The sequence below is a fragment of the uncultured Oxalicibacterium sp. genome (genome assembly GCF_913776015.1).
In the GTDB taxonomy this organism is placed as follows: Bacteria; Pseudomonadota; Gammaproteobacteria; order Burkholderiales; family Burkholderiaceae_D; genus Oxalicibacterium.
Map to the genome: position 1 here is coordinate 1 of NZ_CAJYMD010000036.1, position 24,066 is coordinate 24,066.

Annotated in this window: 22 protein-coding genes and 1 tRNA gene; 9 read left to right on the forward strand and 14 right to left on the reverse strand. The window is 54.6% G+C overall.

Annotation, left to right across the window (positions count from 1 at the left end):
* Positions 1–110: 110 nt before the first annotated feature.
* From truB to QZ725_RS05525, 9 genes are all read right to left on the reverse strand, one after another.
* Positions 111–1,046, reverse strand: coding sequence for a tRNA pseudouridine(55) synthase TruB (gene truB, locus QZ725_RS05485; RefSeq protein ID WP_293777144.1), 936 nt, complete (start codon positions 1,044–1,046; stop codon positions 111–113).
* A 71-nt stretch (positions 1,047–1,117) separates the two neighbouring features.
* Positions 1,118–1,504, reverse strand: coding sequence for a 30S ribosome-binding factor RbfA (rbfA, locus tag QZ725_RS05490; protein WP_293777145.1), 387 nt, complete (start codon positions 1,502–1,504; stop codon positions 1,118–1,120).
* Between the two features lie 118 nt (positions 1,505–1,622).
* Positions 1,623–4,427, reverse strand: coding sequence for a translation initiation factor IF-2 (infB, locus tag QZ725_RS05495; protein ID WP_293777146.1), 2,805 nt, complete (start codon positions 4,425–4,427; stop codon positions 1,623–1,625).
* 43 nt (positions 4,428–4,470) lie between these two features.
* A complete protein-coding gene (nusA, locus tag QZ725_RS05500; protein ID WP_293777148.1) occupies positions 4,471–6,030 on the reverse strand; it encodes a transcription termination factor NusA in 1,560 nt (519 codons plus the stop codon).
* On the reverse strand, positions 6,027–6,515 hold the full coding sequence (gene rimP, locus QZ725_RS05505; protein ID WP_293777150.1) for a ribosome maturation factor RimP: 489 nt from the start codon (positions 6,513–6,515) through the stop codon (positions 6,027–6,029). Before rimP ends, nusA begins: the two co-directional genes overlap by 4 nt.
* 25 nt (positions 6,516–6,540) lie before the next feature.
* Entirely contained in the window at positions 6,541–6,714 is a 174-nt protein-coding gene (locus QZ725_RS05510) for a hypothetical protein (RefSeq protein WP_293777152.1), read from the reverse strand.
* 61 nt (positions 6,715–6,775) lie between these two features.
* A complete protein-coding gene (gene rluB / locus QZ725_RS05515; RefSeq protein ID WP_293777240.1) occupies positions 6,776–8,359 on the reverse strand; it encodes a 23S rRNA pseudouridine(2605) synthase RluB in 1,584 nt (527 codons plus the stop codon).
* Positions 8,337–9,191: an SMC-Scp complex subunit ScpB gene (gene scpB, locus QZ725_RS05520; RefSeq protein ID WP_293777155.1), complete on the reverse strand. Its 855-nt coding sequence runs from the start codon at positions 9,189–9,191 to the stop codon at positions 8,337–8,339. Before scpB ends, rluB begins: the two co-directional genes overlap by 23 nt.
* A 229-nt stretch (positions 9,192–9,420) precedes the next feature.
* Positions 9,421–9,497, reverse strand: a tRNA-Met gene (locus QZ725_RS05525).
* A 161-nt stretch (positions 9,498–9,658) separates the two neighbouring features.
* Here QZ725_RS05525 and QZ725_RS05530 point away from each other — a divergent pair.
* Positions 9,659–10,249 (forward strand): NUDIX hydrolase, encoded by a 591-nt coding sequence (locus QZ725_RS05530; protein WP_293777157.1) that lies wholly within the window; start codon positions 9,659–9,661, stop codon positions 10,247–10,249.
* 38 nt (positions 10,250–10,287) lie between these two features.
* On the opposite strand, the gene QZ725_RS05535 is transcribed toward QZ725_RS05530, so the two are convergent.
* A complete protein-coding gene (locus QZ725_RS05535; protein WP_293777159.1) occupies positions 10,288–11,490 on the reverse strand; it encodes an ammonium transporter in 1,203 nt (400 codons plus the stop codon).
* Between the two features lie 182 nt (positions 11,491–11,672).
* On the opposite strand from QZ725_RS05535, the gene aat reads away from it, so the two are divergent.
* From aat to QZ725_RS05550, 3 genes are all read left to right on the forward strand, one after another.
* Positions 11,673–12,395, forward strand: coding sequence for a leucyl/phenylalanyl-tRNA--protein transferase (aat, locus tag QZ725_RS05540; protein ID WP_293777161.1), 723 nt, complete (start codon positions 11,673–11,675; stop codon positions 12,393–12,395).
* 55 nt (positions 12,396–12,450) lie between these two features.
* Complete coding sequence (locus tag QZ725_RS05545) at positions 12,451–13,191, forward strand: arginyltransferase (protein ID WP_293777163.1); 741 nt, start codon at positions 12,451–12,453, stop codon at positions 13,189–13,191.
* Between the two features lie 114 nt (positions 13,192–13,305).
* Positions 13,306–14,346 carry a quinone-dependent dihydroorotate dehydrogenase gene (locus QZ725_RS05550; protein WP_293777166.1) on the forward strand — a complete coding sequence of 347 codons (1,041 nt, stop codon included), beginning with the start codon at positions 13,306–13,308 and terminating at the stop codon, positions 14,344–14,346.
* 118 nt (positions 14,347–14,464) lie between these two features.
* On the opposite strand, the gene clpA is transcribed toward QZ725_RS05550, so the two are convergent.
* Entirely contained in the window at positions 14,465–16,771 is a 2,307-nt protein-coding gene (gene clpA, locus QZ725_RS05555; protein WP_293777168.1) for an ATP-dependent Clp protease ATP-binding subunit ClpA, read from the reverse strand.
* Positions 16,768–17,076, reverse strand: coding sequence for an ATP-dependent Clp protease adapter ClpS (gene clpS / locus QZ725_RS05560; protein ID WP_293777170.1), 309 nt, complete (start codon positions 17,074–17,076; stop codon positions 16,768–16,770). Before clpS ends, clpA begins: the two co-directional genes overlap by 4 nt.
* A gap of 338 nt (positions 17,077–17,414) precedes the next feature.
* Here clpS and QZ725_RS05565 point away from each other — a divergent pair, with 338 nt between their 5' ends.
* From QZ725_RS05565 to QZ725_RS05575, 3 genes are all read left to right on the forward strand, one after another.
* Positions 17,415–17,618: a cold-shock protein gene (locus tag QZ725_RS05565; RefSeq protein WP_293777172.1), complete on the forward strand. Its 204-nt coding sequence runs from the start codon at positions 17,415–17,417 to the stop codon at positions 17,616–17,618.
* A gap of 126 nt (positions 17,619–17,744) precedes the next feature.
* On the forward strand, positions 17,745–18,326 hold the full coding sequence (locus QZ725_RS05570) for a pseudouridine synthase (protein WP_293777174.1): 582 nt from the start codon (positions 17,745–17,747) through the stop codon (positions 18,324–18,326).
* A 64-nt stretch (positions 18,327–18,390) separates the two neighbouring features.
* A complete protein-coding gene (locus tag QZ725_RS05575; protein ID WP_293777176.1) occupies positions 18,391–18,840 on the forward strand; it encodes a DUF192 domain-containing protein in 450 nt (149 codons plus the stop codon).
* 102 nt (positions 18,841–18,942) lie between these two features.
* Here QZ725_RS05575 and rpsT read toward each other — a convergent pair whose 3' ends face one another.
* Positions 18,943–19,206, reverse strand: coding sequence for a 30S ribosomal protein S20 (gene rpsT / locus QZ725_RS05580; protein WP_293777178.1), 264 nt, complete (start codon positions 19,204–19,206; stop codon positions 18,943–18,945).
* 244 nt (positions 19,207–19,450) lie between these two features.
* Here rpsT and murJ point away from each other — a divergent pair, with 244 nt between their 5' ends.
* Both murJ and QZ725_RS05590 read left to right on the forward strand, forming a co-directional pair.
* Positions 19,451–21,001 (forward strand): murein biosynthesis integral membrane protein MurJ, encoded by a 1,551-nt coding sequence (gene murJ / locus QZ725_RS05585; RefSeq protein WP_293777181.1) that lies wholly within the window; start codon positions 19,451–19,453, stop codon positions 20,999–21,001.
* Positions 21,002–21,068: 67 nt separating this feature from the next.
* Entirely contained in the window at positions 21,069–21,908 is an 840-nt protein-coding gene (locus QZ725_RS05590) for a SirB1 family protein (RefSeq protein ID WP_293777183.1), read from the forward strand.
* A gap of 68 nt (positions 21,909–21,976) precedes the next feature.
* On the opposite strand, the gene QZ725_RS05595 is transcribed toward QZ725_RS05590, so the two are convergent.
* Positions 21,977–23,902: an ATP-binding cassette domain-containing protein gene (locus tag QZ725_RS05595; protein ID WP_293777185.1), complete on the reverse strand. Its 1,926-nt coding sequence runs from the start codon at positions 23,900–23,902 to the stop codon at positions 21,977–21,979.
* Positions 23,903–24,066: the final 164 nt, after the last annotated feature.

Consider the following 24,066-nt stretch of genomic DNA (forward strand, 5'->3'; position numbering starts at 1 on the left):
AAAATCGCTACGACACCATCGATGCTACCGATGTCATCTGGGACTTCTTGCGTGAACACAAACGTCATCCCTAACGCCACCGAACGGACGCTCAGGCAATGACAACGCTGTCAAACGACACTGCCCGCCGCAATCAAACGTTCGGGTGCCAGAATGCTGTAAGTCTGCAATATTGCCGTACCAAGCAAGATGCGATCGCTCTGTCGATAGACACGCACGCGTCCCTCATGCTCGGGCAAACTGACAGCCTCCTTGCCCAAGGCCAAACGCTGACCGTGCAAGAAACGCTGCGCCAATTCATCCGACAACTCAACAGCAGGAAAAGAAGAAAGCAAGGCATCGACCGGCGCCAGCATGGCAAGGCGCTGCGATTCGTCTACCTCAGCCAAAGTCTCCAGCGTGACTGCATCGGCGATGCACAAGTCACCGACCACCGTGCGACGCAGCATGTTCAGATGTGCGCCACAGCCCAATGCCGCACCAATATCCTCGCCTAGTACCCGAATATAAGTCCCCTTGCTGCAACGCACGCGCAATCGCAGATAAGGTGCCTCGTAGGACAGCAAGGTCAGTTCGTAAATCGTGACCTGCCTTGCTTCGCGCTCCAGCGTAATACCGGCACGAGCGTATTCATAGAGCGGCTTGCCATCGCGCTTGAGTGCGGAATGCATGGGCGGCACCTGTTCGATCGCACCGCGGAAGCGTGACAACACGGCTTCAATCTGTTCGGTGGTCACGTCAACAGGACGTGTATCCATCACCGCACCTTCGGTGTCGCCCGTGTTCGTCGTCAACCCCAAATGCACGAGGGTTTCATAGGTCTTGTCGGCATCGAGCAAGTCCTGCGCGAACTTGGTTGCCTCACCAAAGCAGAGCGGTAACAAACCCGTGGCAAAGGGATCCAGCGTGCCCGTATGGCCGGCCTTGGCAGCATTCAACAACCATTTGGTCTTGCCCAGCGCATCATTGCTGGACAGGCCGACCGGCTTGTCCAGCAAGAGCACGCCGTGCACAGGAACACGTTTTCTTTTGATTGGGGCAGACATGAAAAAAGCAGCAGAAAAACACGCGAGGCATGCGCTGTCATGCCTCGATAAAGAGAAGGAAGCGGTAACGCTTATTCGTCAGCGTCGCGCGCACGCGTGGCGTTTGCCTCATCGATGAGTTTCGACATTTCCATGCCGCGCGCCGTCGACATGTCGTGCACAAAGTGCAGTTCAGGCAACGTGTGGATCGTCAGGCGACGACCAAGCTCCTTGCGCAGATAGCCGGATGCGGCGCGCAAGCCATTCAGCGTATTTTGCACGTCTTCCGTCTTGTCACTGAGCATGGTGAAAAACACCTTGGCGTGTGCGTAATCGGGCGTCAGTTGGACTTCCGTGATGGTGATCATGCCAACGCGCGGATCTTTCATTTCGAACGCGATGAGTTCCGAGAGATCGCGCTGGATCTGATCGGCCACGCGCAGTCCGCGGCCGGGAATGGATTTGCTGTGTTTTGCCATGCTGTTCTCCTCCGCGTAGGGAGCCATTAAGGAGCAAAAATGAATTCGCACCGGCGGGCGACAGCGCCGGCCGATGCGAACGGGATAACACGGTCATCCGCCGTGCGGATGCGAGATCTTAGAGCGTACGGGCAACTTCCTGTACTTCGTAAATCTCGAGCTGGTCACCTTCCTGGATATCGTTGTAGTTCTTCAGCGTCAGACCGCATTCGAAGCCGGATTTGACTTCCTTGACGTCGTCCTTGAAGCGTTTCAACGAATCGAGTTCGCCAGTCCATACCACCACGTTGTTGCGCAGCAGTCGTGCCATCGAACCACGACGCACCAGACCTTCGAGCACATAGCAACCGGCAATCGCGCCGACCTTGCTGACCAGAATGACCTGACGAATTTCGACCAGACCCAGATTCTGCTCGCGCTTCTCTGGTGCGAGCATGCCGGACATCGCTGCCTTGATCTCGTCTACTGCATCGTAAATGATGTTGTAGTAGCGGATATCGACACCACTAGCTTCAGCCAGCTTGCGTGCCGATGCATCAGCACGCGTGTTGAAGCCGATGATAACGGCTTTCGATGCCACGGCCAGGTTGACGTCCGACTCCGAAATGCCACCAACACCTGCGTGTACGACCTGCACACGCACTTCGCTGGTGTTGAGCTTTTGCAACGAGCCAACCAGTGCTTCTTGCGAACCCTGTACGTCGGTCTTGATGATGAGCGGCAGATTCTTGACTTCGCCTTCGCCCATGTTCTCGAACATGTTTTCCAGCTTGGCGGCTTGCTGCTTAGCCAGTTTGACGTCGCGGAATTTACCTTGACGGAACAGGCCGATTTCACGTGCCTTGCGTTCGTCCGCCATGACAACGGCTTCCTCACCGGCATTCGGCACTTCGGTCAGACCCTGAATCTCGACCGGGATCGATGGACCAGCTTCCGTGATCGGCTTGCCGTTTTCGTCAAACATGGCACGAACACGACCATATGACGAACCTGCGAGCACGACATCGCCGCGCTTGAGCGTACCCGCCTGAACCAGAATGGTGGCAACCGGACCGCGGCCCTTGTCGAGCTTGGCTTCGACAACCAGACCACGCGCTTGCGCTTCGACCGGTGCCTTGAGCTCCAGCACTTCCGCTTGCAGCAAGACTTGCTCGAGCAAGTTGTCGATACCTTGGCCCGTCTTGGCCGAAACCGGCACGAATGGCGAATCGCCACCATACTCTTCAGGCACAACCTGTTCAGCGATCAGTTCCTGCGATACACGGTCTGGATTGGCACCCTGCTTGTCAATCTTGTTGATCGCAACCACCAGCGGAACGCCCGCTGCCTTGGCGTGAGCAATCGCTTCCTTGGTTTGCGGCATCACGCCATCATCGGCAGCGACGACCAGAATGACGATATCGGTCGCCTTCGCACCGCGTGCACGCATTGCTGTAAAGGCTTCGTGACCCGGCGTATCAAGGAAGGTGATCATGCCACGCGGTGTTTCGACGTGGTATGCACCAATGTGCTGCGTAATGCCACCGGCTTCACCCGATGCAACCTTGGCACGACGGATGTAATCCAGCAGCGAGGTTTTACCGTGATCGACGTGACCCATGACAGTGACAACCGGCGCACGTGGCAGCAATTCGGCATCAGCGTGATCGGAACCTTCCTCGATCAGCGATTCCGGATCATCCAGCTTGGCAGCATGCGCGATATGGCCCATTTCCTCGACCAGAATCATGGCCGTTTCCTGATCGAGCACCTGGTTGATGGTGACCATCTGGCCGAGCTTCATCAACTGCTTGATCACTTCGGACGCCTTGACGGCCATCTTGTGTGCGAGTTCGGCAACCGTGATGGTTTCCGGTACATGCACGTTGTGAACGATCGCTTCGGTCGGCACTTGGAAGTTGCTCTCGCGATCATCGTTATGCGACGAACGACGACCTTTCGGTCCCGCACGCCAACCATCACGGCCGCCACCTGCATTACCGCCACGTGTCTTGATGCCAGCACCACGCTTCTTCGCGTCATCCTGCCAGGTCGACGATACATTGGCAGACTTGATCGATTTCTTATCAGTCGTGGCCGGCTTCTTGTCATCCTTCTTGTCGGCAGCTTTCTTGTCTGCCGGACGATGCAAGGTACCTTCCGATGCCTTGGCCGGTGCCGCTGGTGCAGGCTCTGGTGCCTTCACGGTACGGCGCGGCGCATTCATCATGGCCTTGATCTGCGCGACTTCTTCAGCAACGGCACGACGTGCGGCTTCTGCAGCCGCAGCACGTTCGGTTGCTTCACGTGCCGCATCCTGCGCAAGCTGTGCTGCCTGTTTCTTGGCTTCGTCAGACGCAATGCGTTTCTGTTCTTCTTCTACCGATTCATTTGCCTTGGCGTCTTCGGCCTTTTCAGCGGCAGCTTTCTGCGCTTCGGCTTCTGCCTTCTTCTGCGCTTCTGCCTGGGCTTCTTTCTCCGCTTCCAGCTTGGCCAGACGTTCCTGCTTCTCGCGCAACTCGGCTTCCTGGCGCGCGATCAACTCAGCCTGACGACGCGCTTCCTCTGCACGACGTTCCTGCTCGGCTTCATCAATGACAGGTGCTGCCGGCGCCACTGCCGACGCTTCCTCGACCGGATCATCGCGTTTGACGAACGTGCGCTTCTTACGCACTTCGACCTGAATGGTGCGCGACTTGCCGGTTGCATCAGCCTGCTTGATTTCAGTGGTTTCCTTGCGCGTCAAAGTGATCTTGCGCTTTTCGCCCTCAGGCGCGACACCATGCGAACGACGCAGATGCTCGAGCAGCTTGTCTTTGTCGGCCTTGGATAATTCGTCGGACGCCGAGCTTTTCTGGACGCCAGCATCCCGCAGCTGTGTAAGCAGCACATCCGCTGGCATTTTGAGCTCGGTGGCAAATTGGGCTACGTTGTTACTCGCCATTCAGTCCTCTTTTCTATGTGACACGTTAGATGAAATTGCCGTCTTACTTCGCGGTTGCGAGGCTCCATGCGCGGGCCTGCAACGCCTTGGCATGCTCATCGTATTTGGCATCGATGAGCTTCATTTCTTCATCGGTCACATCTTCAAATTCATTTTCAATCAATTGACGTGCGCGGTCGGCAGGCAATGCCAGGATGGCACCGAACTCGTCATAGGCCAGCTCGCTGAATGCAGCCAGCGTCTTGATGCCTGCCAGGCCCAGCTTGCCGGCGATCACGCGATCCATGCCGTCAAAATTGGCCAGGGCATCTTCCATGCCTTCCATACCTTCTTCCGAAGCAATCGCTTCGGTCAGCAATGCGTCGCGTGCACGGCTACGCAATTCGTTGACGGTATCTTCGTCAAACGATTCGATTTCCAGCATTTCGCTGATCGGCACGTAGGCGATTTCTTCCAGCGTCGCAAAACCTTCCTGCGCCAGGATGTCGGCGACTTCCTCGTCCACATCCAGCTTTTCCATGAACACGGCACGGATCGCGGCACTCTCGGCTTGCGATTTATCGGCCGATTCCTCAGCTGTCATGATGTTGATCTGCCAGCCCGTAAGTTCCGATGCCAAACGCACGTTCTGACCGCCACGGCCGATCGAGATCGCGAGATTTTCTTCGTCGACCACGACATCCATTGCATGCTTTTCTTCATCGACCACGATGGACGACACATTCGCTGGTGCCAATGCACCGATCACGAACTGTGCAGGATCGTCGGACCACAACACGATATCCACACGCTCGCCGCCGAGCTCGCCGGTTACGGCCTGCACACGCGAACCACGCATGCCGACACAGGTACCGATCGGATCGATTCGTTTATCATTGGTGAAGACGGCGATCTTGGCGCGCACACCCGAATCACGTGCAGCCGATTTGATTTCCAGCAGACCTTGCTCGATCTCAGGCACTTCGAGCTCGAACAATTTCATGATGAATTCCGGCGCTGTACGCGACAGGATGACTTGCGGGCCGCGTGCATTGCGGTCGATACGCAGAATGTAGGCGCGGACGCGATCACCAATACGCAGATTTTCCTTCGGGATCATCTGGTCGCGTGGCAGACGTGCTTCGATACGCCCCGATTCGACAATAGCATCACCACGTTCCATGCGCTTGATGGTGCCCGTCACGAGCGAGTCGCCACGCTCCAGGAAATCGGCCAGAATCTGCTCACGCTCTGCATCGCGAATACGCTGCAAAACGACTTGTTTGGTGTCTTGCGCGAAGCGACGGCCGAATTCGACGGACTCGATAGGCTCTTCAATGTAATCGTCGACTTCGATATCTGAAATCTGTTCCTTGGCTTCGAAGTGCAGAATTTCCTGGTCAGGCAATTGCAGGCCGGCTTCATCAGGAACGACATGCCAGCGACGGAAGGACTCGAATTCGCCATTCTCGCGGTCGATGGACACGCGGATATCAACGTCGCCTTCATAGCGTTTCTTGGTCGCTTGCGCGAGCGCATGCTCGAGCGCTCCGAAAACGATGTCTTTATCGACGTTCTTCTCACGCGCCAGCGCATCCACCAATAACAAAATTTCGCGACTCATGCTTTGCGACTCCTAAAATCCACTTGCGGCACCAGATGTGCCTTGTCTACATCAGCGAGCGTAAAATCCAGCTGCGCCGGCCCGTCTTTTCCTTCGAATACCAATGCCAGATTCTCGCCAACCGGCTCCTGCAGCACCCCCTGAAACGATTTGCGATTGGCCGCATTCGGCATCGGCACGCGCAATTTCACAATCGCTTCCGCACCTGCAAATCGCACATAATCAGACAGCTTTTTCAGGGGGCGATCCAGACCCGGCGACGACACTTCCAGTCGCTCGTAATTGGCGTTTTCGACTGTCAGTACATGCAGCAACTGATGCGTGACTTTTTCGCAGTCCTCGACCGTGATCGCACCGCGCTCGGCGGCCTCCTCCGGCAGAAAATCGATAAACACGCGTACCAGACCACGCGCTGCCTGTTCGAACTGGACCAGTTCATAGCCCATGCCGGCCACGGTTTTTTCAATCAACGCTGACAACTGCAAGGCCAGTCTCCGAAAACGCCGGTTGTCACCGCTGGCAACAACACAAATTGCTTAACAAAAAAAAAATGGGCATGTGCCCATCTTTTTTATCATTCCAATCACTGGTTTCAATGCCAAAAATATAATTTTCGACCCAGCAATCTTTCTTAACTGCCGCATTATAAAGGAAAGCCCCTCGCGCCGCAACGTCGGCAATCATGCAAAAGCCCGGAATCAGGGACGATTAGCCTAATTACCGGGGCAATTATCAGCAAATACGGTCAGATCTTGCCGCGACGGCGCGGCCCATTGCCATTGCGCGGCATTCCCGTATTGCTGCGATTGCCCGAAGGGCGACGTGCTTGCCCCATACCGGGAAAACCCAACGCCGTCTGCAAAGGATCAGGCTGACGACTACGTCCACCCTGCCGACCGTCATTCGCCTTGTTGCCGTTACGCACGTCATTGCCATGCCGTGGCGAACGAGGCTGACCAACATTCAACCATTGACTCGGGCTTGGACCATGTGGCGGTTTGGCATCGTCGAAGCGCGGCGCACGATTGCCATTGACTGGCCGACCTTGCCCTTTGCCCTTGTTCTGCGCACCACCTTCATTATTCGTCTTGAGACCACTGGCCGCCAACAATGCACGAACAGCATGCTCGTCCATTTCTTCCCAACGGCCACGCTTGAGACCGTGCGGCAAGGTCATTGAACCGTAACGCGTACGGATCAAGCGCGATACGGTGAGCCCCACCGCCTCGAACATGCGACGCACCTCACGGTTACGACCTTCGCCAATCGTCACGCGATACCATTTATTCACACCCTCACCTCCACCATCGGCAATGCGCGAAAACTGTGCAGGACCGTCATCCAGCTCCACACCGGCCAGCAGCTTCTGCCGCATGCCTTCTTCGAGCTCACCCAAGGTACGCACCGCATATTCACGATCAATGCCGTAACGCGGATGCATGAGGCGGTTTGCCAGATCACCGGACGTCGTAAACAACAACAGCCCTTCGGTATTAAAGTCCAGACGTCCAACCGCGAGCCATTTGGCAGATTTCATGCTCGGCAAGCGATCAAAGACAGAAGGACGGCCTTCCGGGTCATTCGTGCTGACGATTTCGCCCGCCGGCTTGTGATAAATGAGCACGCGTGGCGGCTTGTTGCTGACCTTGCGCTGAATGAGCTTGCCGTTGATACGCACTTGATCGGCAGGCAGAATGCGCTGCCCGATGTGTGCGGGCTCGCCATTGACCGAAACACGTCCGGCGATGATCAACTCTTCCATATCGCGACGCGATCCAAGACCGGCTTCCGCGAGGACCTTGTGCAGCTTCGGCGCATCATCATCCGCCGTCAGATCGCGGCGCACATTCTTTTGCGGGCGACGCTTGTCGGCACTAGCCGCATCTTCGCCAGCCCAGGCATCGAATGCATCGGACGTGACGAAGGAAAACACCTCGTCGGCATCATTGGATTTCGCCGGAGGCTTTCCCTGCCTTGCATTAGGTGTCCGCTGTGCGCCACCATGCTTTGCGTTTCTTTGCCCCTGCTTGGGTGGCCGAGGCGGCCGAGCCTTACGCTCAACACCAGCTTCCACATTGCCCTCAACCGAAGCCAAAGCTTCGCCGGCGGAGGAAGCAGACGCCTCGCCATCACGGCCCTGCTCCGCATTACGCAAGGCACGAGCACGACGCATATTGCGTGGGCCGCGCAAGCCACGCTTGGCAGGTTTGCCGTTCGCAGCGCCTTCCGTCGCAATGGACGACTCTTGGGACGCTGAAAGCGGTGCAGCGGACATTGTTTCCGCGTCTTGCGGCGCGTCGACCGGGTTATTTTTCTTTGGGCGATTCATCATTCAATTCGGTGTTGGGCTGCTCAGGAATCTCAGCCGTCATGTCAGTCGCCTGCTCTTCAGCAGGAACGGAGACCGATATCACCTCTTCTTCCGAGGCGATCGGCAGTACTTCTTCTTGATCCAGACTTGCAGGCAACGCGGAAAGTTCGCTCTCTGAAACGCTCGACGCTTCCTCGAGCACCAACTGCGACTCGTCTGCAACATCGGCATTCGGCGCATCATCGGCTTGGAGATGCGACTGCAACCCTGCCTCAAGACTTTGCATCTCCAGCAAGGTATCGCCCTCCATGTCGTTCTTGCTGACATCCTGCAACGGCGGCAATTGATCGAGCGACTTGAGGCCAAGATCGTCGAGAAACTGTTTGGTTGTAGCAAACAGCGAAGGACGACCCGGCACATCGCGATGGCCGATACTCTCAATCCAGCCACGATCTTCCAGCATTTTGATAGTTTGCGAATTCACGGTCACCCCGCGAATTTCCTCGATATCACCACGCGTGACCGGCTGACGATACGCAATGATCGCCAGCGTCTCGAGCGTGGCTCGCGAATACTTCGGCGGCTTTTCGGGATTCAAACGCTCAAGATAGAGCTTCATTTCAGGACGGCTCTGAAAGCGCCAGCCGGTGGAAAGACTGACCACTTCGATGCCCTTGTCAATCCAGTCTTCACGCAATGCATCCAGCATCTGCCGGATATCGTCACTGGTGAACACTTCTTCCGTGGAACCGGTCTCGACATAGAGCTTTTTCATGTCGTTGATCGACAGTGGCTCATGAGCGCACAACAGTGCTGTTTCGAGGACTTTCTTGGCCTCAGCAGTATTCATTTAATTTGAAAACCGTATGGTTGCAATCTATGCGGAGTTTTATTCAACGATCAGCAACGGCGAAAACCTTGCTGCAAAATTTGTTGATACTGCTCTTCCGGCGCCCACTAGGGGAGAAAATGTGCAGGCGGGGAATATATGAGACTTGTGAGACTGTTTGCGAAAGATTATTTACACAACCTCTTCACAACTTGACTAACCTTGATCTTTTATCTTTACCAAAGATCAGTGGTTGCGGGGGCAGGATTTGAACCTACGACCTTCGGGTTATGAGCCCGACGAGCTGCCAGACTGCTCCACCCCGCGTCTGAAGAAATGAATTATATAGAGTATCGAGATTCAACGCAACGACAATCTTGATATTCTTGCGAGTGATACACTCTTCGATCACATCACGACGATACGGCAGGCTATATTGCCGATCGAAATTGATATCCATATTTATCAGCATCGATCAAACACTGTTCATGAATTTCTGTTCCGCGTGCGCGCATCCCGTTCATCTCACCATTCCTCACGGCGACAATCGGCCACGCCATGTCTGCACGCATTGCGGCATGATTCATTATCAGAATCCGAAGATGGTATTGGGCACGATCCCGGTTTGGGACGAAGATGGCGACATGCGCATTCTGCTATGCCGTCGCGCCATCGAACCGCGCCGTGGCTTCTGGACGCTACCAGCCGGCTTCATGGAAAACAACGAGACCACTGCCGAAGCAGCAATGCGTGAAACGATCGAGGAAGCCGGCGCGCATATAGAAATCCACGAACTGTTTTCACTTCTGAACGTACCGCACGTTCATCAGGTTCACATGTTCTATCGCGCAACCCTGCTGGATCTGGATTACGAAGCGGGTGTGGAAACACTTGAGATAAAGATGTTCGCACCCGCTGACATACCCTGGGAAGAGATTGCCTTCCAGACGGTCAGCAACACGCTGACGTTTTTTCTGGACGACCATGCCGCCCGCAAACGGGACGGCACTTATCAGCTCCACACAATGGACATCCTGAAACCGATGCCCACGCCACCAGAATCCATTCCCGCTGGCTAAACACTCGCACTACGCAGCACCACGCCAGCAGCATCTTCTCAAAGATACGTTTCGCGCTCCGGCGTCGCACTGATGCGATGAATGGAGAGGTCTGCACCATTGAATTCATCTTCCGCATCCAGACGCAAACCGATCGTTGCCTTCAGCAAGCCATATACTGCAGCGCCACCAATCAGTGCAATCGACACGCCCATCAAGGTGCCGATTAATTGCGACATGAGAGAAACGCCACCAAGCCCGCCCAGCGCCTTCAGGCCAAAGATACCCGCTGCAATACCACCCCATACACCGCACAAACCGTGCAATGGCCAGACCCCCAGCACGTCGTCGATCTTCCACTTGTTCTGGGTTCGCTCGAACATCCAGACGAAGATAAACCCACCGATCGCGCCAATCAGCAGTGCACCCAGCGGATGCACGATATTAGATCCTGCACAGATCGCCACCAGGCCGGCCAATGGGCCGTTATGCACATAACCCGGATCGTTTTTACCCGCCAGAAAGGCAGCAATCGTACCCCCGACCATTGCCATCAACGAATTCACAGCGACCAATCCATTCATGGCTTCGACCGTCTGTGCGCTCATCACATTGAAGCCGAACCAGCCCACCGTCAGTATCCATGCACCAAGCGCAAGAAACGGAATGCTCGAAGGCGGATGTGCCGCAATCGCACCGTCCTTGATGTAACGCCCCTGACGCGCGCCGAGTAGCAAAATGGCAGGTAGCGCAATCCAGCCGCCCACGGCATGCACCACGACCGAACCGGCAAAGTCATGAAAAGGCGCACCGAATGTCGATTGCAACCAGGCTTGCACGCCGAAATGCTGATTCCATGCGATGCCTTCGAAGAAGGGATACACCAGCCCAACAATCAAGGCCGTCGCCAGCAACTGCGGATGAAAGCGTGAGCGCTCGGCAATCCCGCCGGAAATGATGGCGGGAATGGCCGCCGCAAACGTCAGCAGGAAAAAGAATTTGACGAGGTCGTAACCATTACGCTGCGCAAGCACCTCGGCACCAGAGAAAAAATTGACACCGTACGCAATGCTGTAGCCAACGAAAAAATACGCAATCGTTGAAACGGCAAAATCGACTAATATTTTCACCAGCGCATTGACCTGATTTTTCTTGCGAACCGTACCAAGCTCCAGAAAGGCAAACCCGGCATGCATGGCAAGGACCATGACGGCGCCAAGCATGATGAAGATTGCGTCAGCGCCGCCTCGAAGTGCATCCATTTCAATAAACTCCCAAGTAAAGTGCAAACATGCAGAAAATTGCACCACTTAAAGCAAAAATCGTTCCATTTTGGTGATTTTTACAAGCCCATGATTTTTATAGGTAATTTTTTTAAATTTTCGGTCGTCCGGCAATTCGCACCAATTCAGAACGTTTTTTCTCGCCAAAACGGGGATCGGATATGATTCCTTGGCTGGAAACGCATAGCCCTTTTCCAGACGTCTCGCGTGCCTTGACAGAGATCGACGGCGCACCAGGATTGCTGGCCGCAGGTGCCGATCTTTCGCCAGCACGATTACTGATGGCATACAAGGCTGGCATCTTCCCCTGGTTTTCGGAAGGTCAACCTATCCTTTGGTGGAGTACCGATCCACGTATGGTGCTTTTCACCGAGCGTTTCAAAATCTCGCCCAGTCTGCGCAAGACATTAAAAAAAGTGGAACGTAGTCGTCATGCAGGCGGAGAATGGGAGATCCGCTTCGATTCCGCGTTCGAAGATGTCATGCGGGCCTGTGCCGCACCACGAGCAGGAGAAGCAGGCACATGGATTTCGGAAGACATCATGAATGGCTACACGGGCCTGCATCGCAGCGGCCATGCCCATTCCAGCGAAGTATGGCGAAACGGCGAATTGGTGGGCGGCGCCTATGGCGTGAGTATCGGCCGGATGTTCTACGGCGAATCGATGTTCAGCAAGGTCAGCGATGCTTCGAAAATCGCCTTGAGCTATCTGGTTGCCTTCCTCAGGACGCAAGGCGTTTCGATGATAGACTGCCAGCAGCAGACCACGCATCTTGCGTCACTGGGCGCAATGCCGATTCCGCGAACCGAGTTCCTTGCACGCCTGCAGGAAGCAATCGCCGCACCGCAGATCATGCATTGGCAACCCGTTGACATCGCCTGATCAAAACTGCCCGTCGAATTCGAATGACTGCACCAACCGATTGCACGATATAACCATGACGCATCCGAAAGAACTGCCATTTTCGACGCTTCAGTTTTATGCAACGGCCCCCTACCCTTGCAGTTACCTGGGCGATCGTCAGGCGCGGTCGCAGGTTGCCACGCCATCGCATCTGATCAATGCCGATGTGTATGCGGAACTGGTCAAGAACGGCTTTCGTCGCAGTGGCATCTTCACCTATCGCCCTTACTGCGATGGTTGCCAAGCTTGCACGCCGGTGCGTGTGCAAGTCGAACATTTCTCCCCCAACCGGAGCCAGCGCCGGGCACTCAAGCGCCATGCCACTTTGCACGCATCCGTTAACAAACTGACTTATTCGTCAGAGCATTACGATCTTTACCTGCGCTACCAGTCGCAGCGCCACGCCGGCGGCGGCATGGACCAGGATAGCCGCGATCAGTACGCGCAATTCCTGCTGCAGAGTAAAGTCAACACACGACTGGTCGAGTTTCGCGATCCAGACAATACGCTACGCATGATCAGCATCATCGATGTGCTGGAAGATGGCCTCTCCTCGGTCTATACCTTTTACGATCCCGACGAGACGAATACTTCCTACGGCACCTACAACATTTTGTGGCAAATCGAGCAGGCACGCCTGCTAAACATGCCGCACGTTTACTTGGGCTACTGGATCAAGGAAAGCCCGAAGATGTCCTACAAAACGAACTTTCAACCACTGGAAGGCCTGGTCAAAGGCGAGTGGACTTCCCTCACCACGCTCCAAACCGACTGATATAGCGAAACGACGCAGAAACGGATGTGTCCGGCGGCGGCGCGCTAGAATAGCGGCTTTGCCAGCCATTCAGCTCCTCACGCGACGGCTAACCCGCCTTTCTATTTCAGTATCGTGTCCGAAAAACTACTCTACAGCCTCGCTCGCCCCTTCCTGTTCGCCATCGATCCGGAAGCCGCCCACAATCTGACCTTGCCAGCATTACGCCGTGCAGCCGGATGGGGCTTGACCTCCTCCTTTATTAAACCCGCCAGCGATCCCCGCACGGTCATGGGCATCACCTTTCCCAATCCTGTCGGACTGGCCGCGGGACTTGACAAGGATGGCGCCTATATCGATGGCCTCGCCACGCTGGGATTCGGTTTCATTGAAGTGGGTACGGTCACCCCGCGCGCGCAACCCGGCAATCCTCTGCCGCGCATGTTCCGCCTCCCCGAAGCCAAGGCAATCATCAATCGCATGGGCTTCAATAATCGCGGTGTCGATGCCTTTGTCGCCAATGTACAAGCATCACGCTTCTACCAAAACAAGGAAGGCGTGCTCGGGCTTAACATCGGCAAAAATGCCGATACGCCGATTGAGCGTGCTGTAGACGATTATCTGATCTGCCTGCGCAAGGTCTATCCCTACGCCAGCTATGTAACGATCAACATTTCGTCACCCAACACCAAAAACTTGCGCCAACTGCAGGGGGCATCCGAACTCGATGCGCTGCTATCGCAACTCAAGGATGCACAGCAGCGTCTCGCCGACGAACATCAACGTTATGTGCCTATTGCGCTGAAAATCGCGCCCGACATGGATCAGGAGCAGATTCAAAATGTGGCGCAAGCGTTGTTACGCCACCGCATTGATGGCGTCATCGCGACCAATACCACCATCAGCCGCGAAGCCGTCAAGAATCTCAAACATGCCAATGAAACCGGCGGTCTTTCGGGACAACCCGTTTTCGAATCATCCAATGCCGTCATCCGCGGCTTGAAACAGGAGCTGGGCACGACCATCCCGATCATCGGTGTTGGCGGCATTCTCTCGGGCAGCGACGCCAAAGCCAAGTTGGATGCTGGTGCCTCGCTGGTTCAGCTATACACCGGCCTGATTTATGAAGGACCAGCACTGGTACGCGAATGCGCAGCCGCCTTGTATGGAAAATGATTGGCTTTAGCTGTAATCAGCACAAGGCGATGCCTTGAGATGTGAATTACCCCACCCCAACCGCCAAGCATAAAAAAAGCGCAAACCTAGGTTTGCGCTTTTTTGTTTACCTTCGATATTACTCAGCTTCGACGATCTCTTGCTTTGCCGCTGGCGGCTTGCTTTCACCACCATCCGAGAAGTCCAGCTTGATCTGTTCCTTGTCGTCCAGATCAACAGTGACCTTGCCACCCGATACCAAACGACCGAACAGCAATTCGTCTGCCAGCGCCTTGCGAATCATGTCCTGAATCAAGCGTGACATTGGACGCGCACCCATCAGCGGATCGAAACCCTTGCGGCCGAGGAACTTGCGCAGACTGTCGGTGAAAATCGCTTCCACTTTCTTCTCGTGCAACTGCTCTTCCAACTGCATGAGGAACTTGTCCACCACACGCAAGATGATTTCCTCGTCGAGCGGACGGAAGCTGATGATCGCATCCAGACGATTGCGGAATTCCGGTGTAAACATCCGCTTGATGTCTGCCATCTCGTCGCCCGGTTCCTTCTTCTCGGTGAAACCGATCGAGCGTTTCTGCAGGCTTTCCGCACCCGCATTCGTCGTCATGATGATGATGACGTTACGAAAATCGGCCTTGCGACCGTTGTTATCGGTCAGCGTGCCATGATCCATTACCTGCAACAGAATGTTGAAGATATCCGGATGCGCTTTTTCGATCTCGTCAAGTAGCAGTACCGCATGCGGTTTCTTGGTGATCGCTTCCGTCAGCAAACCACCTTGATCGAAACCGACATAACCTGGAGGCGCACCGATCAAACGACTCACGGCATGACGCTCCATGTATTCGGACATATCGAAACGAATCAAGTCGATACCCAACAGGAACGCGAGCTGCTTGGCGGCTTCCGTTTTACCAACGCCCGTAGGCCCGGAGAACAGGAACGAACCAATCGGTTTGTCGGTCTTGCCCAAACCGGCGCGCGCCACCTTGATCGCCGAACCCAATGCTTCCAGAGCAGGATCCTGACCGAACACGACATTCTTCAAATCACGATCGATGGTTTGAAGCTTGGTACGATCGTCCTGATTGACGGTCTGTGGCGGAATACGCGCGATCTTCGAAATGATGTCTTCGATCTCGGTCTTGCCAATGGTTTTCTTCTGCCGCGACTTCGGCAGGATGCGCTGTGCAGCACCCGCCTCATCAATCACATCAATGGCCTTGTCTGGCAAATGACGATCGTTGATGAAGCGCGCCGACAACTCGGCAGCCGAGGTCAATGCGGAAGCCGAATACTTCACGCCGTGATGCTCTTCGAAGCGCGATTTCAGACCACGCAGGATTTGCACGGTCTGCTCGACGCTCGGCTCGTTGACATCGATCTTCTGGAAACGACGCGACAAGGCATGATCCTTCTCGAACACGCCACGGAATTCCGTAAACGTCGTCGCGCCAATACATTTGAGTTGACCATTCGACAGCGCAGGCTTCAACAGGTTGGACGCATCCAACGTGCCGCCCGACGCCGAACCGGCACCAATGATGGTGTGAATTTCATCAATGAACAGGATGCCGCTCGGGTTGTCCTTGAGCTGCTTGAGCACTGCTTTCAAACGCTGCTCGAAATCACCGCGGTACTTCGTACCGGCCAACAAGGCACCCATATCCAGCGAATACACCACCGAGTTCTGCAACACCTCAGGTACGTCGCCTTGCGTGATACGCCATGCAAGACCTTCTGCAATCGCGGTCTTGCCTACGCCAGCCTCGCCGACCAGCAGTGGATTGTTTTTGCGACGACGGCACAATGTCTGAATGACGCGCTCGACTTCGCCTTCACGCCCGATGAGCGGATCGATCTTGCCCTCGGTCGCCATGCGATTGAGATTTTGCGTGTACTGATCGAGCGCACTCTCCTTCGCCTGACCTTCGGCTGCCGGCGCGTCTTCCGCACCTTCGGACGACTTTTGCGCTTCGGGTTGCTGATCCTTGCGCACGCCATGCGAAATGAAATTCACGACGTCCAGGCGCGTCACACCTTGCTGATGCAGGTAGTAAACGGCATGCGAATCTTTTTCACCGAATATCGCAACCAGCACATTGGCGCCCGTCACTTCCTTCTTGCCATTGGAAGCCGACTGCACATGCATGATGGCGCGTTGAATTACGCGCTGAAATCCCAAGGTGGGTTGCGTATCGACTTCCGATGTTCCGGGAACGGTCGGCGTGTTGTCGGTAATAAAATTATTGAGCGTCTTGCGCAGATCGTCGATATTGACGGCGCATGCACGCAAGACTTCTGCTGCCGACGGATTATCAAGCAAGGCAAGCAGCAAGTGCTCTACCGTGATGAATTCATGGCGGGCCTGTCGAGCTTCGACAAAAGCCATATGCAAACTGACTTCCAATTCCTGCGCAATCATACTTCCTCCATCACGCACTGCAGGGGATGTCCTGCTTTTCTGGCGTGGTTCGTTACCAGTTCAACCTTCGTGGACGCGATATCCTTGGGATAAACGCCGCACACACCTTTCCCGTCGCGGTGAACCATGAGCATGATTTGCGTCGCATTCTCACGATCTTTATTAAAGTACTCCTGAAGAATCATCACGACAAATTCCATTGGCGTGTAGTCATCGTTCAGCAATAACACCTTGTACATCGACGGCGGCTTGAGCTTCTGCTCTTGCCGCATAAGGACCGTACCATCGTCATGCTTAATTGCCATATACCTATTCTAATACGTCCGACCGGGCAGACAATCCCGGAAAAACTGCAACAATTGTGTTCCATATTACTTGTTTTCCCGAGGAGATGCAGATGACGATGGATGCGCCAAAATCAAGGTCCCTCAGAGGGAAATTCGGCATACAACAATCTTGCAAAATCAGCATCAAATACGCTTGACTTTTATATTTTTTACGTAAAGAATGAATCTGTTGACATTTGTAATTAATTATATTTGTCAATAAGAAGTGAGCAGTTTTTAGGAGGGGCAGCGTTAGGCGAGGCTTCTTTCTTTTGCGGCTCGTGTGATTAAGTCTAAATTAGAAAGACGCTTTTAATATGGCAACAGGTACCGTCAAATGGTTCAACGACTCTAAAGGTTTCGGCTTCATTACTCCGGATGACGGCGGCGAAGATTTGTTCGCACACTTCTCCGCAATCCAGATGAACGGCTTCAAGACACTCAAAGAAGGTCAAAAAGTTTCGTTCGAAGTCACGCAGGGTCCAAAAGGCAAGCAAGCATCGAATATCCAGAACGCATAATCGCGCGAGTCGCCTTTCGAAAAACCCCGCTTCGGCGGGGTTTTTTATTGCTCTGGCGAGTGAAAAGAAATGAGATGCGACATGATCGACTATCATGCTTCTTTCGCAAAAGGCACATGTATTCGCATGCCACTGATTCTCTTCAACAAGCCATTCCAGACGATGTGCCAGTTTTCGGCACATCCTACGCGCCCCACGCTGGCCGATCACCTTTCGATACCGAACATTTATCCGGCAGGACGGCTGGATGCAGACAGCGAAGGCCTGCTGCTCTTAACGAATGACGGCAAGCTGCAACATGCAATCAGCCATCCTGATCATAAGCAAGCCAAAACCTATCTCGTGCAGATCGAAGGCATTCCTGACAAGGCGGCACTGGAAAAATTGCGCCAACCACTCGACCTCGGGGATTTCATCACGCAGGAATGCAACGTAAAACGCGTGCAAGAGCCGGATTGGCTTTGGCCGCGTAACCCACCGATTCGTCAACGTACCAATACGCCAACCAGTTGGCTCGCGGTTACCCTGACGGAAGGCAAGAATCGACAAGTGCGCAGAATGACGGGGGCAATCAACCACCCCACCTTGCGACTCGTCCGCGTTGCCATCGGCCCTATTTCACTCGAAACACATCCACTGTATCCCGGCGAATGGTGTGAGCTCAAAGTCGCGGAACTTGGATTGGGCAATGATGATGCTGCCCGATAATGCTAGCAATCTGGAGAGCACTTTTCCTTTACACTGGCTGGATTATGATTTTCGGTCTAGTCTCATGAACAAGTTTTTCTTCACCACAGCCGCATCGCTTGCCCTGCTGCTCTCGCCCGCCACTTGGGCAGACAACAATACGCCACATTTCCCCGTCATCTCACTGACGGCTGGCATGCACGTGATCAAGGCAGAAGTCGCTTCCACGGAAGCACAACGCGAACAGGGCCTGATGTTCCGCGAGAGCCTTGGGACTAACGAAGGCATGGTCTTTCTGTTTCATGCCCCGGCAGGTGTTTGCATGTGGATGAAAAATACGCCGCTGCCACTATCAGTCGCGTTCATGGATCGCGACGGGCGCATCATCAATATCGAAAACATGAAACCGCAGAGCCTGGATTCGCACTGCGCCAAACAACCAGTCTATTACGCCCTGGAAATGCAGGAAGGCTGGTTCAAGCAACGCAATATCAAGCCGGGCAGCGTGATCGGCGGTTTGCCGCCAGCGCGTTGAGTCACACCCCCTACGGACAATATCTCCGCACAAACAAAAAACCCGCATGAAAACATGCGGGTTTTTTATCGAGCAGCCTGTGAAGGCTGCGAAAAACGCTGATTAAGCCAGCGCTTTCACTGCAGCAGACAGACGGCTCTTTTGGCGAGCAGCCTTGTTCTTGTGAACGATTTTCTTGTCAGCGATGCTGTCCATCGTCGAAACGGAAGCCAACAGTGCTTTTGCAGCGGCTTCTTTGTCGCCAGCAGCGATTGCCTTGCGAACAGCTTTAACTGCGGTACGGTATGCCGAGCGTTGTGCCGAGTTGTGAGCGTTTTGCTTGATTGCTTGACGAGCGCGTTTGCGAGCTTGTGCGGTATTTGCCATGAAAGTATGTTCCTAAAACTTGGTCAACGCGCATTCGCAAACGCGCAGTGGTGAGACAGAATTCTGTGAAGCTTTCGATTATAGCCATATTTCGGCAAATCAGCAAAATTCTTTCCGTTTTAGTAGCTCAAGCTGTTGCACACAGGGTAAACCAGGAAAACATAAACAAATATCAAAACAACAATTTTCAACGTATGCGCTTCCGGCAAGTAAGCCGCCAAACCAACCGCTATAATGCCGTCCCATGAACCTGCATAAAACGCTGGCGGCAGTCTCCGGCATGACGATGGTTTCGCGCGTCACCGGATTGGTCCGCGAGATTCTGTTTGCGCGCGCATTTGGCGCCTCTGCCTATACCGACGCTTTCAACATCGCCTTCCGTATCCCCAATCTGTTACGCCGTCTTTTTGCCGAGGGTGCGTTTTCGCAAGCCTTTGTGCCAATTCTTGCCGAATACAAAAGCCAGAAAGGCGACGAAGCGACCAAAAGCCTTGTTGATCATGCCGCGACGGTATTGATGTGGACGATGTTGCTGACTTGCATCATTGGCATTATTGGCGCTCCGCTGGTCATTTATGGCATCGCAACCGGTCTGAAAGCAGATCAGGAAGCCTTCGATGCCTCTGTTTTAATGACCCGCCTGATGTTTCCCTATATCGGCTTCATGGCATTCGTGGCGCTGAGCGGGGGCATCTTGAATACTTGGCGCGAATTCAAAATACCGGCATTCACGCCCGTCTTGCTGAACGTCGCCTTCATTCTGGCAGCGCTTCTGTTAGCACCTCAACTGCAACAACCGATTTATGCAATGGCAATTGCCGTCGTGATCGGGGGCGTCCTGCAAGTTGCGATTCAGATTCCTGCCCTGATGAAGATCGGCATGCTGCCACGACTGCGCATGAATCCATTTCATGCACTAGGTGATGCTGGCGTGCGCAAGATTCTGAGCAAGATGGGGCCGGCAGTTTTCGCGGTATCGGCGGCGCAGATCAGCCTGATGATCAACACGAATATCGCTTCGCGTCTTGAAAGTGGCAGCGTTTCCTGGCTGTCCTACGCAGACCGCCTGATGGAGTTTCCTACTGCGTTGCTTGGTGTGGCACTCGGAACCATTCTCTTGCCAAGTCTTTCCAAGGCCAATTTCGATGGTGACAAGGCTGAATACTCTGCCTTGCTAGACTGGGGTTTGCGACTGACCTTCCTGCTGGCACTGCCATGCGCCGTCGGACTGGCAACAATCTCGGAGCCGCTAACGGCCACCCTCTTCCATTACGGTAAATTCGATGCGACTTCAGTGGAAATGACTTCACGGGCGCTGGTTGCCTACGGCGTTGGCCTGATCGGTTTGATTCTCGTAAAAATTCTAGCGCCCGGCTTCTATGCACAGCAGGACATCAAGACACCGGTCAAGATTGCCGTCGGCGTTCTGATCGCCACGCAATTGATGAACATGTTGTTCGTACCCGTGTTTGCTCATGCAGGACTTGCGCTCTCGATCGGTCTGGGCGCATGCCTCAATGCCAGCCTGCTTTACTGGGGTCTGCGACATCGTGGCATCTATATGGCTTTGCCAGGCTGGAACATGTTTTTTGTGCGATTGACGGGCGCTCTCTTCCTGATGGCAGGAGTCGCATTATGGTCGGCATCCCAATTCGACTGGGTTGCCTTGCATGCCTTCCCGCTACGTCGCGTACTGGCCCTGCTGGCTGTCATGGCAGCATGCGGCGTCGCTTATTTCGGCGCATTGGTGGCGATGGGCTTTCGCTTGCGAGATTTCAAGCGCATCGCACGCTGATCAAGATCGAACAGACTTTTATTACCCTTGATCTGCACAAGGCTGCCATCCTCGTTATGATGGAGGCATGGTGACACCTTCCCTCGATTATTTCTCGACGCTCGTACAGGATGACGACATCATTCCCTTGTTCGAAGCAGCTTCAGCCATTGCACAAGATGTCGAACCAGAACTGGATTTGACCGCGGTACAGCTTGAAATCGACATGCTGACGGAACGACTGAAACAACGCCTGCCCGCAGATGCCTCGCATCTACAGAAGCTGCGCATGCTCAATCATTATTTTTACAATGACCTGGGTTTCAGCGGCAACGTCAACGACTACTACAATCCGGACAATAGCTATCTGCATCGCGTACTGCATTCGCGTCGCGGCATTCCGATTTCGCTCGCCGTGCTCTACATGGAGATTGCGCAGCAAATCGAACTGCAGGTGCAGGGGATTTCGTTTCCAGGCCATTTCCTGATGAAACTCGCCCTGCCCGTCGGCCAGGTAGTACTCGATCCATTCAACGGCACCAGCCTGTCTCGCGAAGACCTGGAAGAGCGCGTACAGCCTTACATCCTGCAACAGGATTTTCCAGACGACTTTCAACTGAATGCCTATCTGTCGGCAGCGAGCCCGCGTGACATTCTCGTACGCATGCTGCGCAATCTGAAAGCCTTGTTCATGCAAAAGGAAAATTGGCAAAGGTTGTTGCAGGTACAGGAACGCCTGATGATCCTGCTACCCGGCGACATTACCGAACGCCGCGATCGCGGCATCGCTTTCGCCAATCTGGAATGCCCGCAAGCGGCTTTGCAAGATATCGAGGCATATATCGAGCAGCGACCTTATGCAATGGATACCGCCGCATTGCGCGCACGGCTACCGGAATTGCGTGAAGCCGGTGGGCGGCTGAACTGATCACGTTACGTCATGCCGCCGGCTCGGCATGACATTCTGCATGAACTACTGCGCACGCGAAAACGCCATCAACCGTTGGCGCGTGTCTCGATTGCTTCCCAGCGCTCCAGTGCATCCAGCAGCAAAGCATCGATCTCTTCGAAACGTTGATTCAACCGCTTTACTTCATCCGGTTGCTGCGTGTATAGATTGGCGTCTGCCAGTTTGGTGGTGATGGTTTTTTGCTCTTCTTCCAACTGCGCAATCAATTCGGGCAAGGTTTCCAGATCGCGCTGCTCCTTGTAGCTGAGCTTTTTCTTCGGTGCCGCCGCAACAGTCGGGACAACCGCAGCCTGCACTGGCGCAGTTGCCGGCTTAGCTTCGGACTTGTTCGTCTTTTGCGAGGCGGCCATCACACTGGCAGGACGCGTACGCTCCCAATCGCTGTAACCGCCGACATATTCACGCCACAAGCCATCGCCTTCGGCGGCAATCACCTGCGTAACGACGTTGTCGAGGAAAGTACGGTCATGGCTGACCAGGAAAACCGTGCCCTTGTAATCTTCCAGCAGTTCTTCCAGCAGTTCCAGCGTATCGATATCCAGATCGTTGGTCGGTTCATCGAGCACTAGCACATTGGCCGGCTTCGCAAACAAACGCGCAAGTAGCAAGCGATTGCGCTCGCCACCGGAAAGCGATTTCACCGGCGAACGGGCGCGCTCCGGCGCGAACAGGAAATCACCGAGATAAGACATGACATGCTTGCGCTGCCCATTGATCTCGACCCAGTCGCTGCCCGGCGCAATCGTGTCGGCCAGACTTGCTTCGTCGTTCAACTGCGCACGCATCTGATCGAAATACGCAACCTGCAGTTTGGTTCCCTGCTTCACCGTCCCGCTATCCGGGTGCTCCTCACCGAGAATCATCTTCAGCAAGGTCGTCTTGCCAGCACCATTGGCACCGATCAAGCCGATCTTGTCACCGCGCAAAATCGTTGCGGTAAATTGCCGCACGATCGGCCTGTCGCCATAGGTCTTGCTGATCGCTTCTAGATCGGCCACGATCTTGCCCGAACGCTCGCCGGTGCCGACTTCCAGTCGCACCTGGCCTTGTTGCTCGCGGCGCGCACTACGCTCGAGCCGCAGCGATTCCAGTCGCCGCACACGTCCTTCGTCACGCGTACGACGTGCCTGCACACCTTTGCGTATCCAGACTTCTTCCTGCGCCAGAAACTTGTCGAACTTGGCGTTCTCCACCTCCTCGTTCTCCAGCAACTCAGCCTTGCGTGCCTGATACGTACTGAAGTTGCCGGGGAAGGAAAGCAAGCGCCCGCGATCAAGCTCGATGATGCGTGTTGCCACATTGTCGAGAAAGCGTCGATCATGGGTAATGAACAGCACACTGCCTTTGAATTCGCGCAGCAAGCTTTCCAGCCATTGAATCGAGGAAAAATCCAGGTGGTTGGTCGGCTCATCAAGCAGCAGCACATCGGGCGCACTGACCAGACCGCACGCCAGTGCCACACGCTTTTGCATACCGCCCGACAATTGTCCGATCAAGGCATCGCCTGCAAGATTGAGGCGATCGAGTGCCGTCTCGACCTTGTTCTTCAGACTCCACGCGTCAGCCGCATCGAGCTTGAGCTGGATTTCGTGCATGCGCTCCATCAGCGCGTCATCGTTGTCGCCGCCAAATTGGCCGGTCAAGGTATCGTATTCGCTCAGCAAGGCTTGCATATCTCCCATGCCGGAAGCAACAGCATCGAATACCGACATATCGGCCGCAAACTGCGGCTCCTGCTCGACATACGCGATCTTGATGCCCTGTTGCATCACCAACAGTCCATCGTCCAGCCGCGAACGACCACCGATGATTTTCAACAACGAGGATTTGCCTGTGCCGTTACGACCGATCAGTCCGACGCGTTCGCCGACTTCCAAAGAAAACTCTGCGTGATCCAGCAAGGGAACGTGGCCGAATGCAAGCTGTGCATCGGAAAGAGAAATGACTGCCATAGAGAGGAAACCCGCCAGGCGCACACGTTGCAACACGCGGGCCGTAAAGAATAAAAGACTGAATCAAAGGCGCGACAACAATGCCGCGTGAAAGGCGATATTGTACCGACTTCATCCCGCTTCCTGCCAATCGACCTTCGGCGTCGGCTATAATCGCGGACGAT

What these genes read in the sequence shown, in the direction of transcription:
- truB (WP_293777144.1), bottom strand. Translation starts at nt 1,046, where the DNA reads ATGTCTGCCCCAATCAAAAGAAAACGTGTTCCTGTGCACGGCGTGCTC.
- rbfA (WP_293777145.1), bottom strand. Translation starts at nt 1,504, where the DNA reads ATGGCAAAACACAGCAAATCCATTCCCGGCCGCGGACTGCGCGTGGCC.
- infB (WP_293777146.1), bottom strand. Translation starts at nt 4,427, where the DNA reads ATGGCGAGTAACAACGTAGCCCAATTTGCCACCGAGCTCAAAATGCCA.
- nusA (WP_293777148.1), bottom strand. Translation starts at nt 6,030, where the DNA reads ATGAGTCGCGAAATTTTGTTATTGGTGGATGCGCTGGCGCGTGAGAAG.
- QZ725_RS05510 (WP_293777152.1), bottom strand. Translation starts at nt 6,714, where the DNA reads ATGATTGCCGACGTTGCGGCGCGAGGGGCTTTCCTTTATAATGCGGCA.
- rluB (WP_293777240.1), bottom strand. Translation starts at nt 8,359, where the DNA reads ATGAATCGCCCAAAGAAAAATAACCCGGTCGACGCGCCGCAAGACGCG.
- scpB (WP_293777155.1), bottom strand. Translation starts at nt 9,191, where the DNA reads ATGAATACTGCTGAGGCCAAGAAAGTCCTCGAAACAGCACTGTTGTGC.
- QZ725_RS05530 (WP_293777157.1), top strand. Translation starts at nt 9,659, where the DNA reads ATGAATTTCTGTTCCGCGTGCGCGCATCCCGTTCATCTCACCATTCCT.
- QZ725_RS05535 (WP_293777159.1), bottom strand. Translation starts at nt 11,490, where the DNA reads ATGGATGCACTTCGAGGCGGCGCTGACGCAATCTTCATCATGCTTGGC.
- aat (WP_293777161.1), top strand. Translation starts at nt 11,673, where the DNA reads ATGATTCCTTGGCTGGAAACGCATAGCCCTTTTCCAGACGTCTCGCGT.
- QZ725_RS05545 (WP_293777163.1), top strand. Translation starts at nt 12,451, where the DNA reads ATGACGCATCCGAAAGAACTGCCATTTTCGACGCTTCAGTTTTATGCA.
- clpA (WP_293777168.1), bottom strand. Translation starts at nt 16,771, where the DNA reads ATGATTGCGCAGGAATTGGAAGTCAGTTTGCATATGGCTTTTGTCGAA.
- clpS (WP_293777170.1), bottom strand. Translation starts at nt 17,076, where the DNA reads ATGGCAATTAAGCATGACGATGGTACGGTCCTTATGCGGCAAGAGCAG.
- QZ725_RS05565 (WP_293777172.1), top strand. Translation starts at nt 17,415, where the DNA reads ATGGCAACAGGTACCGTCAAATGGTTCAACGACTCTAAAGGTTTCGGC.
- QZ725_RS05570 (WP_293777174.1), top strand. Translation starts at nt 17,745, where the DNA reads ATGCCACTGATTCTCTTCAACAAGCCATTCCAGACGATGTGCCAGTTT.
- QZ725_RS05575 (WP_293777176.1), top strand. Translation starts at nt 18,391, where the DNA reads ATGAACAAGTTTTTCTTCACCACAGCCGCATCGCTTGCCCTGCTGCTC.
- rpsT (WP_293777178.1), bottom strand. Translation starts at nt 19,206, where the DNA reads ATGGCAAATACCGCACAAGCTCGCAAACGCGCTCGTCAAGCAATCAAG.
- murJ (WP_293777181.1), top strand. Translation starts at nt 19,451, where the DNA reads ATGAACCTGCATAAAACGCTGGCGGCAGTCTCCGGCATGACGATGGTT.
- QZ725_RS05590 (WP_293777183.1), top strand. Translation starts at nt 21,069, where the DNA reads ATGGTGACACCTTCCCTCGATTATTTCTCGACGCTCGTACAGGATGAC.
- QZ725_RS05595 (WP_293777185.1), bottom strand. Translation starts at nt 23,902, where the DNA reads ATGGCAGTCATTTCTCTTTCCGATGCACAGCTTGCATTCGGCCACGTT.